11 protein-coding genes are annotated in these 16,370 nt (G+C 64.4%); 10 read left to right on the top strand and 1 reads right to left on the bottom strand.

Going from position 1 to position 16,370, the window contains the following annotated elements:
- Window positions 1–127 precede the first annotated feature (127 nt).
- The 6 genes from glyA (at window position 128) to folP (ending at window position 7,377) form a co-directional block, all read left to right on the top strand.
- On the top strand, window positions 128–1,444 hold the full coding sequence (gene glyA / locus L1080_RS02170) for a serine hydroxymethyltransferase (protein WP_374434084.1): 1,317 nt from the start codon (window positions 128–130) through the stop codon (window positions 1,442–1,444).
- Window positions 1,444–2,679, top strand: a complete 1,236-nt coding sequence (locus L1080_RS02165) for a sarcosine oxidase subunit beta family protein (protein ID WP_159924938.1) — start codon at window positions 1,444–1,446, stop codon at window positions 2,677–2,679. Before glyA ends, L1080_RS02165 begins: the two co-directional genes overlap by 1 nt.
- 32 nt (window positions 2,680–2,711) lie before the next feature.
- Window positions 2,712–2,990: a sarcosine oxidase subunit delta gene (locus L1080_RS02160; protein ID WP_109332682.1), complete on the top strand. Its 279-nt coding sequence runs from the start codon at window positions 2,712–2,714 to the stop codon at window positions 2,988–2,990.
- On the top strand, window positions 2,987–5,851 hold the full coding sequence (locus L1080_RS02155) for a 2Fe-2S iron-sulfur cluster-binding protein (protein WP_159924937.1): 2,865 nt from the start codon (window positions 2,987–2,989) through the stop codon (window positions 5,849–5,851). Before L1080_RS02160 ends, L1080_RS02155 begins: the two co-directional genes overlap by 4 nt.
- Window positions 5,844–6,437, top strand: a complete 594-nt coding sequence (locus L1080_RS02150; RefSeq protein ID WP_159924936.1) for a sarcosine oxidase subunit gamma — start codon at window positions 5,844–5,846, stop codon at window positions 6,435–6,437. Before L1080_RS02155 ends, L1080_RS02150 begins: the two co-directional genes overlap by 8 nt.
- Window positions 6,438–6,510: 73 nt before the next feature.
- Entirely contained in the window at window positions 6,511–7,377 is an 867-nt protein-coding gene (folP, locus tag L1080_RS02145; RefSeq protein ID WP_159924935.1) for a dihydropteroate synthase, read from the top strand.
- Between the two features lie 90 nt (window positions 7,378–7,467).
- Here folP and pabB read toward each other — a convergent pair whose 3' ends face one another.
- Window positions 7,468–9,558, bottom strand: coding sequence for an aminodeoxychorismate synthase component I (pabB, locus tag L1080_RS02140; protein WP_250771865.1), 2,091 nt, complete (start codon window positions 9,556–9,558; stop codon window positions 7,468–7,470).
- A gap of 419 nt (window positions 9,559–9,977) precedes the next feature.
- On the opposite strand from pabB, the gene L1080_RS02135 reads away from it, so the two are divergent.
- The 4 genes from L1080_RS02135 to L1080_RS02120 all read left to right on the top strand — a co-directional run bounded on the left by L1080_RS02135 (window position 9,978) and on the right by L1080_RS02120 (window position 16,364).
- Complete coding sequence (locus L1080_RS02135) at window positions 9,978–10,391, top strand: glycine cleavage system protein H (RefSeq protein WP_159924932.1); 414 nt, start codon at window positions 9,978–9,980, stop codon at window positions 10,389–10,391.
- Between the two features lie 72 nt (window positions 10,392–10,463).
- A complete protein-coding gene (locus L1080_RS02130) occupies window positions 10,464–11,846 on the top strand; it encodes an L-serine ammonia-lyase (RefSeq protein WP_250771868.1) in 1,383 nt (460 codons plus the stop codon).
- Window positions 11,847–11,956: 110 nt separating this feature from the next.
- Window positions 11,957–12,742 (top strand): hypothetical protein, encoded by a 786-nt coding sequence (locus L1080_RS02125; protein ID WP_250771871.1) that lies wholly within the window; start codon window positions 11,957–11,959, stop codon window positions 12,740–12,742.
- Between the two features lie 142 nt (window positions 12,743–12,884).
- Window positions 12,885–16,364, top strand: coding sequence for a protein kinase domain-containing protein (locus L1080_RS02120; protein WP_374434086.1), 3,480 nt, complete (start codon window positions 12,885–12,887; stop codon window positions 16,362–16,364).
- Window positions 16,365–16,370 lie beyond the last annotated feature (6 nt).

Raw genomic sequence — 16,370 nt, 5'->3', positions numbered from 1 at the left:
TTCATCTCCCAAACATTTCCGGTAGAGCCTTGACTGCGATCCATCGCTGACCCTACTCTACCTTCAAGTTGATATATCAGTCTACAAGTCACTGATCTCTCAGAAGGGCGAACTCTTGACTCTCGACATCGACGGCCGCACGACAGCCGCACCGGCAGGCAATCCGACGCTGACCGATCAGCTCGCCGACCTCGACCCCGCCGTCCACCAGGCGATCGCAGCCGAACTCGAGCGCCAGCAGGGCACCCTGGAGATGATCGCCAGTGAGAACTTCGCCCCGCTCGCAGTGATGCAGGCGCAGGGCTCGGTGCTCACCAACAAGTACGCCGAGGGATACCCCGGACGCCGCTACTACGGCGGTTGCGAGCACGTCGACGTCATCGAGCAGCTCGCCATCGACCGCCTCACCGACCTTTTCGGCGCGAAATATGCCAACGTGCAGCCGCATTCGGGGGCGCAGGCCAACGCCGCCGCGATGGCGGCACTGCTGAAGCCCGGTGACGGAATCCTCGGACTGGACCTCGCGCACGGTGGTCACCTCACGCACGGGATGAGGCTGAACTTTTCCGGCAAGCTCTACGACGTCGCCGCCTACCACGTCCGCGAGGACGATCACCTGGTCGATATGGACGAGGTGGAGCGTCTGGCCCGTGAGCACCGCCCGAAGCTGATCCTGGCCGGCTGGTCCGCCTACACACGCCAGCTCGACTTCGCCGCATTTCGGCGCATCGCCGACGAGGTCGGCTCGTACCTCATGGTCGACATGGCCCACTTCGCCGGACTCGTCGCCGCCGGACTGCACCCTTCCCCCGTCCCGCACGCCCACGTGGTCACGTCGACGACGCACAAGACCCTCGGCGGTCCCCGCGGCGGCGTCATCCTCACCAACGACGAGGCTCTGGCGAAGAAGTTCAACTCCTCGGTGTTCCCCGGACAGCAGGGTGGCCCGCTCGAACACGTGATCGCCGGCAAGGCCGTCTCGTTCAAGCTCGCCGCCGAGCCGGAGTTCCGCGAGCGCCAGGAACGTACCCTCGCCGGGGCGAAGATCCTTGCCGACCGATTGCTGCAGCCCGACTCCCGCGAGGCCGGGATCAACGTCGTCTCCGGCGGCACCGACGTCCACTTGGTGCTGGTGGATCTGCGCGAGTCCGAGCTCGACGGAAAGCAGGCCGAGGACCGGCTGCACCGGGTTGGAATCACGGTGAACCGCAACGCCGTTCCGTTCGACCCGCGGCCGCCGATGGTCAGCTCTGGTGTGCGCATCGGGACCCCCGCCCTCGCGACCCGCGGTTTCGACCTGGACGCGTTCACCGAGGTTGCCGACATCATCAGCTATGCGCTGCGGCCTGCCACCGACGAGGCCGATCTCGACGAACTCCGCGGCCGCGTCGACGCCCTCGCCCTGCGTTTCCCGCTCTACCCCGACCTGACGGAGGCGAACTGATGAGTGCCACCCAGCCTCCCGGCGCCCACCTGCCCGATCACCCCGACTTCCTGTGGCGTAACCCGGAACCGAAGAAGTCGTACGATGTCGTGATCGTCGGCGGCGGCGGACACGGCCTGGCAACCGCCCACTACCTCGCCAAGAATCACGGCATCACCAACGTCGCGGTCCTGGAGAAGGGCTGGCTCGCGGGCGGCAACATGGCCCGCAACACCACGCTGATCCGCTCGAACTATCTGTGGGACGAGAGTGCGAAGATTTACGAGCACGCGCTCAAGCTGTGGGAGGGCCTCGAGGACGACCTCGACTACCCGATCCTGTTCAGCCAGCGCGGCGTCCTCAATCTCGCGCACAGCCTGCAGGACGTCCGCGACAGCGTCCGCCGGGTGGAGGCGAACAAGCTCAACGGCATCGACGCAGAGTGGGTCGGACCCGACGAGGTCAAGAAGCTGTGCCCGCTGGTGAACATCTCGAGCGACATCCGCTACCCCGTCCTCGGCGCGACGTATCAGCCGCGGGCCGGCATCGCCAAACATGACTACGTGGCCTGGGGATTCGCGCGCCGCGCCGACGAGGCGGGCATCGACATCATCCAGAACTGTGAGGTCACCGGATTCGTCACGGACGGCAACAAGGTGACCGGGGTGCGCACCACCCGCGGCGACATCGCGGCCGGGCAGGTCGCGCTGTGCGCGGCCGGGCACACCTCGACGCTCACCGACATGCTCGGCATCCGCACCCCGGTGCAGAGTCACCCGTTGCAGGCACTGGTTTCCGAACTGCTCGAGCCCGTGCACCCGACCATCGTGATGTCCAACGCGATCCACGTCTACGTCTCGCAGGCGCACAAGGGTGAGTTGGTGATGGGCGCCGGTGTCGACTCCTACAACGGCTACGGCCAGCGCGGCGCATTCCACATCATCGAACGGCAGATGGCGGCCGCGGTCGAGTTGTTCCCCGTCTTCGCCCGCGCGCACCTGCTGCGCACCTGGGGCGGCATCGTCGACGTGTGCCCCGACGCCTCCCCGATTGTCGGACGCACCCCGTACGACAACGTGTACCTCAACTGTGGTTGGGGCACTGGTGGATTCAAGGCAACCCCGGGATTGGGCTGGTGCCTGGCGGACACGATCGCCAACGACGAACCGCACGAGTTCATCGCGCCGTTCAGCCTCGACCGGTTCGTCACCGGTGCCCTCGTCGACGAGCACGGCGCTGCGGCCGTCGCGCACTGATCCCCCGTCGCGCACTGAAATCAGGAGTCACCATGCAACTCATCGAATGCCCGTGGTGCGGACCCCGTGAGGAAACCGAGTTCCACTACGGCGGCGAAGCCCACGTCGTGTACCCGGAAGACCCCGAATCGTTGACCGACGAACAATGGGCACACTTCGTGTTCTTCCGTGCGAACCCGAAAGGTCTTTTCGCGGAACGGTGGAACCACAGCGCCGGCTGCCGGCGCTGGTTCAACGCCGTACGTGACACCGCCACCTACCGATTCCACAGCGTCTACCGCTTGGACGAGCAGAAGCCGACGATATCGTGAACGCACCCTTCCGCACCCGCCAGGGCGGTCGCCTCGACCGCGACACCTCCTACACCTTCACGTTCGACGGCCGGGAACTGACCGGTCACCCCGGTGACACGCTCGGTTCGGCCCTGCTCGCGAACGGCGTCCACCAGATCACCACCAGCATCAAACTCGGCCGGCCCCGCGGCATCACCGCGGCGTGGGCGGAGGACACCGGCGGCCTCGTGCAGATCGAAGAGCCGTTCCCCGAGCCGATGCTGCTCGCCACCACCATCGAGTTGTTCGACGGCCTAGTCGCCCGCGGCATCCCCGGTCAGGGACGCCTTGCCACGATCGCCGATTCGGCGAAATACGACGCCACGCACGTCCACACCGACCTCCTGGTCGCCGGCGCCGGCCCGGCGGGTCTCGCCGCGGCGCTCACCGCCGCCCGGGCCGGCGCGCGGGTGGTGCTCGTCGACGAGCAGAACGAAGCCGGCGGAGACCTGCTCGGGTCCACCGACCTCATCGACGGCGCCCCCGCCCTCGACTGGGTGGCCGCCGCGGTCGCCGAGCTCGCCACCTTCCCGGATGTGCTGCACCTGCAGCGCACCACCGCGTTCGGCAACTACGACGACGGTTTCGTCCTCGCGCTCGAGCGTCGCACCGACCATCTCGGTGCCGAAGCCCCGACCGCGCTGAGCCGGCAACGCGTGTGGCGGATCCGGGCCCGGCACATCGTCGTCGCGGCCGGCGCCCACGAGCGTCCCGTCGTCTTCACCGACAACGATCGCCCCGGCATCATGCTCGCGCACGGTGCCCGCACCTTCCTGCACCGCTACGGCGTCAAGGTCGGCGAGCAGGCCGTCGTGTTCACCACCAACGACAGCGCCTACGAAGCGGCGATCGACCTGCACGACGCCGGTGTTCGCATCAACGCGATCGTCGAGGCCCGCGAGCAGGCACCCGCCCACTGGCAGGCCGAATGCGACAAGCGGGGCATCACCATCCGCACTGCATCGGTGGTGTCCGGTACCCGCGGCAACGGCCGGATCAGTCACGCCGTCGTGTCACAACGCGCAGACAACGGCACCCCGGTTCCCCTGGCCTGCGACGTCCTGCTCGTCAGCGGCGGCTGGAACCCGGCCGTGCACCTGTTCTCCCAGGCCCGCGGCAAACTCCGCTACGACGACAACCTGGGCGCCTTCGTCCCCGGCGAGACCCTTGACGGAGTCTCCGTCGCCGGATCCGCGAACGGTGTGTTCGATCTGCAGGGGTGCTTGCGCGACGGCCAGCACGTGGGCGCCGCTGCCGTGCGCAATCTCGGGTTCACGGGCTCCGTCACCGATGTCGATACTGTCGACCGTCATGCGGCGAACGACAGTGGCTTGGCGCCGCTGGTGTTGTGGCGGGTGCCCGACACCGCCGGCGAGGACACCCAGTTCGTCGACGTGCAGCGTGACGCGACGGTCGCCGACCTCGCCCGCGCGGTCGGTGCCGGGATGACGTCGATGGAGCACATCAAGCGCTACACGACCATCGGCACCGCACACGATCAGGGCAAGACCTCCGGGGTGATCTCCTCCGGCATCACGGCCGAACTGCTCGGCAGACCGATCGAGACATTGGGCACCACCACATTCCGACCGCCGTACACCCCGGTCGCGTTCGCCGCCCTCGCCGGCCGCAGCCGCGGCGCCCTCTTCGACCCCGAACGGGTGACGGCACTGCACGATTGGCACGTCGGACGCGGCGCGGTGTTCGAGGACGTCGGCCAGTGGAAGCGTCCCCGCTACTATCCGCTGCCCGGGGAAGACATGGATGCCGCCGTGCTGCGCGAATGCGCCGCCGTGCGCCGCAGCATCGGCATCCTCGACGGCTCGACCCTCGGCAAGATCGACGTTCAGGGTCCCGACGCCGGGGTGCTGCTCGACATGGTCTACACGAACATGATGAGCACACTGAAGGTCGGCATGGTCCGTTACGGCGTCATGTGCGGCGTCGACGGCATGGTCATCGACGACGGCACCGTGATGCGCCTGGACGACGACCGGTTCCAGGTCTTCACCACCACCGGCGGCGCCGCGAAGATCCTCGACTGGATGGAGGAATGGCTGCAGACGGAATGGCCCCACCTGCGGGTGCGGCTCACCTCGGTCACCGAACAGTGGGCCACGTTCCCCGTCGTCGGACCGCGCTCCCGGGACGTGATCGGTGAGGTCTTCCCCGACCTCGACGTCACCAACGACGCGTTCCCGTTCATGGCGTGGCGCGACACGTCCCTCGGCGACGTCCACGTGCGGGTCGCGCGGATCAGCTTCTCCGGCGAACTCGCCTTCGAAGTCAACGTCAACGGCTGGCACGCACCCGCCGTCTGGGCACGGCTGATCGCCGCGGGCGAGAAGTTCGATATCACCCCGTACGGCACCGAAACCATGCACGTGCTGCGCGCCGAGAAGGGGTACCCGATCATCGGTCAGGACACCGACGGCACGGTCACTCCGCAGGACCTCGGGATGAGCTGGGCCGTGTCGAAGAAGAAGCGCGACTTCATCGGGAAGCGCTCCTTCTCCCGTGAGGAGAACCAGAACCCGCTGCGCAAGCAGTTCGTCGGGCTGCTACCCCTCGACAAGCAGACCGTGCTGCCCGAGGGCGCGCAGATCATCGAAGAGATCCCCGACGGCGTCCTGCCGCCCCCGCCGGTGCCGATGCTCGGCCACGTCACGTCGAGCTACCTCAGCGCCGAACTCGGCCGCCCGTTCGGACTTGCCCTCGTCAAGGGTGGGCGGGCCCGGCTCGGCGACACCCTGCACGTCCCGGTGAACGGAAACCTGGTCGCCGTCGAGGTCACCAGCTCCGTCCTCGTTGATCCAGAAGGAGCACGTCGCGATGGCTGACACCCTCGTCCCCCTCAGCCCCCTGCACGGCTGGGACCAGAAATTCTCCGAGCTCCCCGAATCGGTGAGCCTCACCGAGGAACCGTTCGTCACAATGGTCGACCTGTGGGTGGACCAGGCCGGGCCGGGCGGCTCTGCGGCATCGAACATACTGGGCGTGGACCTGCCCGCCGCGCCCTCCACCTGCATCGAGGGCGATGCAGCGACCGCGATCTGGCTCGGCCCCGACGAGTTCCTGATCACCACCCGATCCCAGGCGCCCGAAGAGGTCGAGGTTCAACTCCGCAGCGCGGTGACCCCACACGGTGGCGCCGCGATCGACGTCTCCGCACAGCGCACCACCCTGCGCCTGCGCGGAACCCACGCCCGAGACGTCCTCGCGAAAGGTTGCTCGATCGACCTGCACCCCAAGGTCCTCGGGCCTGGCGCCGCGGTCCAGACGATGCTCGCTCTTGCCGGCGTCATCCTGATCCCGCTCGACAGCACCGGCACCGACTACCGGATCCTCGTGCGGTCGTCGTTCGCCCGGTACCTCGCGGAATGGCTGATCGACGCCGCCGAAGAATTCGGCATCGTTCCCGTGTAAATGACAGCATCGGCCCGGTGGACGCATGACCCCGTCCACCGGACCGGTGTTCCCTTCGTGAAGGAGTGCCCGGATGGTTACGTCCCCGACGCTCACCGCCACCCGCACCGACCGACTGCTCGATGCTCTCGCACGCGATGTTCCCCTGGTCTGCGGCATCGTCAACGTGACCCCGGATTCGTTCTCCGACGGCGGCCTATACCTCGACACCGCTGCCGCGGTCGAACACGCCTTGACTCTGGTCGCCGAAGGCGCCGAACTCCTCGACGTCGGGGGCGAATCGACACGCCCCGGATCCCGCCCGCCGTCTGTCGCCGACGAGATCACGCGCGTGATCCCCGTCGTCGCGGAACTCGCCAGACGCACAACGGTTCCGATCTCCGTCGACACGTCGAGACCCGAGGTGATGCGCGACGCAGTCACCGCGGGCGCATCGATGATCAACGATGTTCGCGCCCTGCGACTTCCGGGCGCCCTGCGCGCCGCCGCCGAGCTGGACGTGCCCGTGTGCCTGATGCACATGCGCGGCGATCCCGACACGATGCAGAATTCGCCGGAGTACGGCGACGTCGTGACCGAGGTGCGCGGGTTCCTCCTCGACCGTGTCGCCGCTTGCCTCGATGCGGGAATTCCCCTCGAGCACATCATGGTCGACCCGGGCTTCGGATTCGGCAAAACCCTCACCCACAATCTCGCACTATTGTCCGAGCTCCGACAGATCACCGACCTCGGTGTTCCCGTGATGGCCGGACTGTCCCGCAAAGGCATGCTGGGCACCATCACCGGCCGCGGCGTCGACCACCGTCAGGCCGCCTCGGTTGCCGCAGCCTTGATTGCCGCGCAGAACGGAGCCGCCGTCCTGCGTGTCCACGACGTCGCGGCGACCGTCGATGCCGTTGCTGTACTCGCCTGTGTGCGCGGCGCCACGGTGCGACGTTGACATTCCACTGGGCGCCTTAGTATGCGGGAGAAATGGGTTGACTGACGCTCCTGTGGCCTGGTCCGCGAGCCGCGGCCATGGCCACACAGGTCACCTTCCCGTGCTGATAGGCGTACGATCGTCGACTTCGAGCACTTTGCACGATGAGGCCGCCTTGACCAGGGTCTCCTCGTACTCCTCCCTCTGATCGGAGAGTGCGGTAATTGCGCCGCCGACGCCGAATTGAACGTGCGCATCGGAAACCACCATCGTTCGGATCGCTACCGACAGGTCCGCGGTTCCCGACAATGAGATGTAGCCGATTGCACCGGAGTACACCCCGCGCGCACCGCTTTCGAGTTCGTCGATGATCCCCATCGTCCTGATTTTGGGGGCTCCGGTCATCGATCCGGCAGGAAACAAGGCACGTATCGCGTCGATGACATGGACATCAGTGCGAAGCACACCCCGAACGGTGGAAACCATCTGATGAACCGACGCATACGTCTCGATTCCGAACAGGATTGGTACGTGCACTGTTCCCGGCGCACACACCCTCGACAGATCGTTGCGTACCAGGTCGACGATCATCAGGTTCTCGGCCTGGTCTTTCTCGCTCAGGGCGAGGGAATGCATCAGGGCCGTGTCCTCGTCGAGGGTGGCACCGCGCGGACGGGTTCCCTTGATCGGTTTCGACTCCGCCGACCGGTCTGCCCTGACACGAAGGAACTGCTCCGGGGACGCACTGACGACCGAGAGATCACGCAAACAGAGAAGCGCGGCGTGGGGCACCGGATTGAAGCGCAGGATGTTAGAGAAGATTCGGCGCGGCCCGACGTCAGCATCGACGGTTGCCGTGTTGGTCAGGCACACTTCGTAGGTCTCACCGGCCCGGATCAGTTCCAGGCACTGGTCGATCAGAGCACGGTATGCCATCTCGCCGTGACGTAGTTCGAATTCCGCGCCCGTCGGACGTGCGAAGACAATCGGCGGGTCATCCCGGTCGTCGACCTCCTCCTGATCCTCCAGTGCGTCGCCGACCGTGGCGAACCAAGCTTCGCTGCGCCGATCATTCGGTGTCGGGCTCAATGCGAGCGTGTAGGTACATCGTTGTTCGTGATCGATCACCACAGCTCGATCGGCAAAGACCAACGCCGCATCGGGGTGCGGGGAGGTATGGGCCCGCACGCCGCCCGTTTCTCCTTTCAGCTCGTACCCGAGGTAGCCGACATAGCCAAGATGGAAATCGAAGGGAAGCGCGGGGTCCGGTTCCACGGCCCGAAGGCGAAGCTGCGCTTCGAGGTAGTCGAAGATGGATCCCGAAATCTGCTCGTCGCGAAGATTACTGCGGCTGACGTTGACAGTCGAGGTGTTCAGGTCGTAGGTGATGTACTCGCCGTACGGTCCTGAGCAGTCGCCCATGATGGTAAATCGGGAAGCGAAATCCGATTTGACACTGCCATCGAGCCAGAAGGTGCCCGATCGACCGCCGAAGAGACTGTCGAAAAGCTGCGCAGCGTCCGGATATCGGTCCAGCCGACGATGGTCGACGACGAGGCAAGGATGCCGACTACCAGGCGGTGGCCGTCGTTCGAGAGCTGGGCCGGGCCTGTGAACGTGCACCGCGGCAGGGACACTGAGGTCCCGGAAGTTTGCCAATAACTCCCGTCCGTATTCACTCGAGATCGATTCCGGATGGAATTGGACACCCCATAGTGGCCTGCTTCGGTGCCGTACGGCCATGACCAGTCCGTCATAAGTCGTTGCCAGCACCTCGAGCTCTTCCGACAGTTCCACTGCGACGAGCGAGTGATACCGAACCACATTCATCGGCGAAGGAAGCCCGCGGAAAAGGTCTTCGCCGGAATGCACGATGGAGGAGAGTCTGCCGTGCATGGGCTCGGGCGCCCGAGCAATGCGAGCCTCGTACAACGCGCACAATCCTTGATGCCCCAGGCAAACCCCGAGCACCGGTAGTCCTGATTCAGCGATGACACGAGCACTGATACCGAAGTCGGCAATGCTGGTCGGCGTGCCCGGACCGGGAGAGATCACCGCGTTGTCGAAGGCCGTGAAATCGATCGACTCCCACGTTGCATCATTCGTCACTACCGTCGGACACATACCGTTGACCGCGGTGAGCAATTCGAAGAGGTTGTAGGTGAACGAATCGTGGTTATCTATCAACAGGGTTCTGACCATCTACAGATCTCCTCGGTGCGCCTGCTATCTCAGCTACCCGCCCATTCGGCCTAGTATACCATCGAGCTTGAGACTGATATATCATCTTACCTTGCGCAAAATCGGCTCGGCGATACAAGTTCCCGGCCGTCCAGAGAAGCCATCAGACGATACTTGACCACCACCGCATTCTGATCTACCGTGATGTCCATCACTGATATATCAATCGTCTGTTTTTGTCCGGTCAGCGTGATCAACAGGTACCTACAGGAGGTGCGGTGAGCCACGTCCACGTTCGGGCCAACGCTGCAGATTGCGCGAACTGGGGAAGCCAGCGCGTCGGCACGTCGATCTCGATGGCCCCACCGGTAAAGCTTCCACCTGCGGCGAATTGCGCCGGCCAAGCATCACCCTCCACGCCGACATGCGAAGGAAAAGCCATGGGAGATATGCAGTTGCCCACAGGTCGGATGTACACCTCATCGCACAGCTGGTTGGCGCTTACACCGGGAGAAGCCTTGTCGGACTACCCATTGAGAGCGGGCATCACTGCAACCGCTCTCGATGGTCTCGATGTCGTGGGACTCGACCTTCCCGCAGTACGGAGCACAGTGAACGCAGGCGCTCCGTGTGCACTGATCTGGTCGTCCTCGCGGACGGTGGTCACGATGTACGCTCCCCTCAGTGGCCTCGTCACGCTGACCAATATCGCTGCGATCGACGATCCTCAACTCGTAGCTCGCGACCCCCACTACTCGGGATGGTTGTTCGCCATCCTGCCCTTCCACACATCGTCCACGAAGGACTTGCTCGCTCCCGCTCAATACACCGATGAGCTCAGCGAAGCGATATGAGCGCGCATTCCTGCTGCCGTCCCTGCCTCCACCGCGTGCCCTCGAAGTGCACAGACACAGGATTGTGATTCCATGACCATTAGCGTGTTCGACCTGTTCTCCGTCGGTGTCGGTCCGTCGAGTTCGCACACCGTCGGTCCCATGCGAGCCGCCGCACGATTCATCTCCGACCTGCACACCCTCGGAGCATTCGAGGACGTCGTCGACGTGAAGGTAGACCTGTACGGTTCACTCGCGGCAACCGGCGCCGGACACGGCACGATGTCCGCGGTCCTACTCGGACTCGAGGGATACCGTCCCGAAGATATCGAGACCGACGAGATGGAACGCCGGCTCGAGATCATGCGCAGCACCCGCCACATCTCACTCGGCGGATCCCGTGACATCGCGCTCGCCGAGGACGAAATCATCCTGCGTCCCTTGACCGTCCTGCCCTTCCACCCCAACGGAATGACACTCACCGCCTACGCCGACGAGAACGACGAACTGCACAAGGAGACCTACTTCTCGGTGGGCGGTGGCTTCGTCGTCACCGAGGCCGAAAGCATCGAAACCACCCCCGCGTCGGCTGGCGGCTTGAATTACGGATCTGCGAAAGAACTTCTCGAACTCTGCGACCGCTACGAGTGCAGCATCAGCGACCTCATGCTCTCGATCGAGCACGAATCACGGTCCACCCTCGAAATACACGAACAGTTGCTACACATCCGAGATGTGATGGTCGAGTGCGAGCAGCGTGGTATCTCGCGCGACGGGTATTTGCCGGGTGCACTGCGGGTTCGCCGGCGCGCCCGCGACTGGTTTCTGCGACTGGACCGGGAGGATCCATATCGGGCACCAGAATTCGCCGAAGACTGGGTCAACCTCGTCGCGCTTGCGATCAATGAGGAGAACGCCTCCGGTGGCCGCATCGTCACAGCTCCCACGAATGGGGCGGCCGGAATCATCCCCGCTGTATTGCACTACGCCGTGCACTACACCCCAGCCGGCAGGGCCGACCCCGACAAGACCGCGATTCAATTCCTGCTCACTGCCGGGGCCATCGGCTCCCTGTACAAGGAACGGGCCTCTATTTCCGGCGCCGAGGTCGGTTGTCAGGGGGAGGTGGGCTCCGCCGCATCCATGGCGGCGGCCGGTTTGGCCGAAATCCTCGGCGGCACCCCGGAGCAAGTCGAGAATGCGGCCGAGATCGCAATGGAACACAGCCTTGGGTTGACCTGTGATCCCATCGAGGGCTTGGTCCAGATTCCGTGCATCGAACGTAACGCCATTTCTGCGGGTAAGGCCATCAACGCTGCGCGGATGGCGCTGCGCGGCGACGGTACTCACCGAGTCAGCCTCGACCAGGTGATCGAGACGATGCGCTCGACCGGCGCTGACATGCTCTCGAAGTACAAAGAAACCTCTACCGGTGGGCTCGCGGTCAACGTCCCTGTCAACTACGTCGAGTGCTGACACCGTTTTCGACACTGCACACACGGCGCGGAACCAGTGATGATTGTCAGTTCGAGTAACCAGGTTCTTCGGTCGTGCCGAGGGGTTTTCTGGAAAGAAGGATGCGTGTGATGCGGGAGAATGTGGTCACCGACGAGCTCCGGCTCCTTCCAGCGCGAGCCGCGCAGTTCGTCCGCCGGTATCCGGTCCCCCCTCGGGGAACTTACGCACCGGAGCTGCGAATCTCGATCCTCGGTGTTCTCATCCATTGCGCCGCCGTTCGTGGCGAAGCATTCGTCGCGTTCCAGCTGCTGCGCCGGTGCGGGCTGCCCGGTGATTACTACCTGCATGTCGACGTTGTCGACGAGGCGCTGATGATTCTCGATCAGTTCGAGGTCACCGAAGATGCGTGCAACCACGCCTTCGGACCGAACTGGCGACAGGTCATCCGGCACGCAATTGACGTCGCCGAAATTTTGCACAGCGACTTTCACTCACTGACCCGCACCGAGAGTCTGGTCGGCAGTCACCGGCGACTCAGTGCATGGATCGCTGCCCGTGGTGCGGCCTGGGAAGCCGGACGAATCAAGAGTTGGTACCGCGCGCAGGATGCGGCATGGGAACGCGAGTACATGGACGACGCCACCGTTCGTCTCGACGACCGCCTCTGCGCTGATACGGCGGCCGCGGTGCGCGACGCGGCAGCGGCAGTCGCACTGGCCGACCTGGTCGGCACGGCCGACTTCACTCGGGTCCACTACGAGACTCTGATCGCCCCCTGGTGTCGGGCCCGTAACGACATGGAAACCACCCCGGTAGACCTCTCGGAGCGTGCGACTACGAAGGCAACAGCGACGAGCCGACCCGATCGCCTCTGCGCCATTACCGCGGGGGTCGCCGCGCCCACCACGCTGTGACTTCATTGGTCACCGACAACGGTGCGCACCCCCCGCTGGACACTCTGAAGCGTTCATTTCCCATTCGCTCTGTCCCACTACTTCGGGTCGCCGTGAAGATGCGCGGACTATTCTGGGGAGAGCGTAGAGGTGGTGGATGCCAATGGCGGACGACCGGTGGGCCACTCAGCGCGAGCCGGATATCGCGGCCGAACTGTCTGCCGCTGGTTTCGACGACGCTGTGGAGATCGGACGGGGCGGGTTCGGGGTCGTTTACCGCTGCCTCCACGAAGCGGTAGACCGCACGGTCGCCGTCAAAGTCCTGACAACAGACCTCGACCACGAGAACCTCGCCCGCTTCGTGCGCGAACAACGAGCAATGGGTCGGATGTCCGGACATCCCAACATCGTCGACCTGTATCAAGTGGGGGTTACACGGAGCAACCGCCCCTTTCTGGTCATGCCCTATCATGAGCACGGCTCTTTGGACGCGCAGATTCGGAGTACCGGCCCCATCGGATGGGAACCGACCGTTCGGCTCGGGATAAAGATCGCGGGCGCTCTCGAGACCGCCCACCGAGTCGGTACCTTGCACCGGGATGTCAAACCAGCGAATATCCTGCTGACCGAGTACGACGAGCCGCAGCTGACAGACTTCGGTATCGCACGAGTTTCCGGAGGCTTCGAAACCGCCTCTGGGTCGATCACCGGTTCCCCCGCCTTCACCGCGCCCGAGGTCCTCGAAGGCCGACCGCCGACCGCCGCGTCAGACGTATACAGTCTCGGATCGACTCTGTTTTGCGCGCTCACCGGGCACGCCGCGTTCGAGCGACTCAGTGGTGAACAGGTCGTTGCACAATTCCTCCGTATCTCCTCGCAACCGATCCCGGATCTGCGAGAGTCCGGAATACCAGAGGACGTGTGCGCGACGTTGGAACGGGCCATGGCCCGTGCCGTGGAGAATCGGTTCGACAGCGCCGCCGATTTCGGCAACGAACTTCGCGCCGTGGAGCGCAGGCATCACATCGCTGTCGATCGAATGCAGGTACCACCGCAACGTTCCCCTCTCCCGGACAGAGGGGCGGAGTCCACCGGAACGGCACAATGGCGACCTCCAGACGCCGCACCACGGTCTCGTCCGCGCCCCTACAGGGTGCAAGCGCCACGAACGCCCCCTTCCCCGCTGACCAAGTTTCGTCCACCCACGACGTCCCGAAAACTGGTGTGGCGCCACCGCTTGCTCGACACACTGCGCGCCGGCCAGGGTCGCAGACTCACCCTCGTCCATGGACCGGCAGGATTCGGCAAGAGCAGCCTGGTTGCACAGTGGCGGGAGGAACTCGTTTCCCAGGGAGTGTCAGTGGCATGGCTGACCGTCGACCGTGACGATGACAATGTGGTCTGGTTCCTGTCGCATCTAGTCGAAGCGATCCAGAGGGTTCGCGCCGAGTTGGTCGGTGATCTCGGTCAATCACTCGAAGAACAGGGGCAAGCAACTGAACGTTTCGTGCTCACTTCCCTGATCAACCGACTACACGAGAGCGGGGAACCGCTCGTCGCCGTGATCGACGACTGGCATCGGGTCTCCGCGCCCGAATCTATCGCGGTGATGGAGTTTCTTCTCGACAACGCCTGCCACCACCTTCAGATCATCGTGGCCAGCCGTACCCGGTCGGGGTTACCGCTCAGCCGTATGCGGGTTCGCGACGAACTACTGGAAATCGACTCCGCAGCACTGGGTTTCGATTCTTCTGAGTCAAGGCAGTTCTTCACCGACCGAATGCAGATCCCTCCGGCCGATTCCGATGTCGAGGAATTGCGAGCCTCGACGGATGGATGGATCGCGGCGCTACAGCTGGCATCGCTGTCGCTGCGGGAATCCGAGGGCCAGGAGACCTTGTTGGGCCAATTGCGCGCCGGGACCGACGCACTCGGCGAGTATCTCGCCGAGAACGTACTCGATGCCCTCGAACCCGACTTCCTCGACTTCGTCCTCGCGACCGCAGTACCGGACCGGGTCTGCGGAGAACTGGCTTCAGCTCTCACAGGCGTCCCCGATGGGACGGCGAAGCTCGATCAGGTCGTCGCCCGCGACCTCTTTCTCACCCGAACAGTGGAGGACCGCAGGTGGTACCGCTACCACCACCTGTTTGCGCAGATTCTGCGGCAGCGCCTCGAACGTGACCATCCGGATCGGATCGCGGCACTGCATCGCAGGGCGGCCGCGTGGTTCCGTGAGCGGCACCTACTCGGCGAGGCGCTCGATCACACCCTTGCTGCCGGTGACCGAACTGCAGCAGTCCGGCTGCTCGAGAACGACAGCTTGTACCTACTCGATCGGTCCCAGATGTCCACGCTCCTCGGCCTGATTGCCAAGCTGCCACCCGATCTGGTGTTGTCCAGTCCGCGCCTGCAGTTGACGATCGGCTGGGCGAACACTGAACTACAGCAACTCGACGTTGCAACGAAGGCCCGACACCGGACACTCGAGCTCCTGAACACACTCGACCTCCCCGACGACCAACTCGCCCAACTGAAGGTGGAAGCCGATGTGCTGCAGGCTGATACCACCATCACCGCTGACCGCGCAGCCGGTGTCAAAGATCTCGTCGCTCACTGCCTGGCCCATGCCCACGAGCACCACCCCTTCGTCGTGTCGATGGCGGCACTCATCGATACCATCGTCGACACCTACGAGTTTCGATTCAGTGATGCCTACGACCGGCAAGTGTGGGCGACCCCATACCACCAGAAGGCCACCGGACCCTACGCCGTGGCCTACGGATACTGTTTCGCCGGTATGGCCCGAGCCGAACAACTCGACATCGCTGGGGCGAGCGAGTTGTATCACCGAGCATTCAATCTCGTACGGGACGCCGGCAACACCCAATCCCAGCACGCGCGACTCACCCGCGTACTGCTCGCCGAGGATCTCTACCAGCAGAATCGAATCGACGAGGCTGAAGAATTACTGGACGAGACCAGCGACGCAGCGGCGCTAGGTGGCGCCTCGGACTTCATGATCCGGCACTACTGCGCGAGTGCCCGAATCAGGTCCATACGCGGCGACCATGACGGCGCGGTATCCCGGCTCGATGAAGGCATCCGGACCGCCAACAAATACTCTCTCCCGCGGCTGCGGGCTGCGGTGGACTGTGAACGTGCCCGACTGGGGTATCCGCCTCGCTCCGGTGTCGTATCCCTCACCCGCCGATCACGTCAGGAGCCTGCAGACGGAATCGAACGGGTCACCGCCGAGATGGAGAACGAGGCCACGATCCTGCTGATGCTTCGCAGCGGTGATCCTGAGCAGCTCAGCCTCGCGTGCGATCTGGCCGAGAATTGGGTACAGGCACTCGCCGGAACCGGACGTGAGCTTGCGCGACTCGGAGCCACTCGACTGCTGGCAGCCTGCCTCTGGGCAGCCGGCCGGAAGGAGGAGGCCCAGCAAACGCTGATTCCTGTTGTGGCCCAATGTGAGCGGCACGGGTTGATACGCTTCCTCCTCGACGGCGGACCCCATGTCGTATCGGTTCTGAAAGCCGTGCGTGAGCAGTTGCACGAGGGCGGGGCCGCCATGCATCCGGACGTGTTGCTGCCCTTCATAGACACCGTGCTCCACAGTGCGCTGACGCACCCGTGAGTACTT

This window comes from Rhodococcus sp. MSC1_016, assembly GCF_023667485.2.
In the GTDB taxonomy this organism is placed as follows: domain Bacteria; phylum Actinomycetota; class Actinomycetes; order Mycobacteriales; family Mycobacteriaceae; genus Rhodococcus_F; species Rhodococcus_F oxybenzonivorans.
Note: the sequence above shows the minus strand (reverse complement) of the source record. Positions and strands in the feature narration are given on the sequence as shown.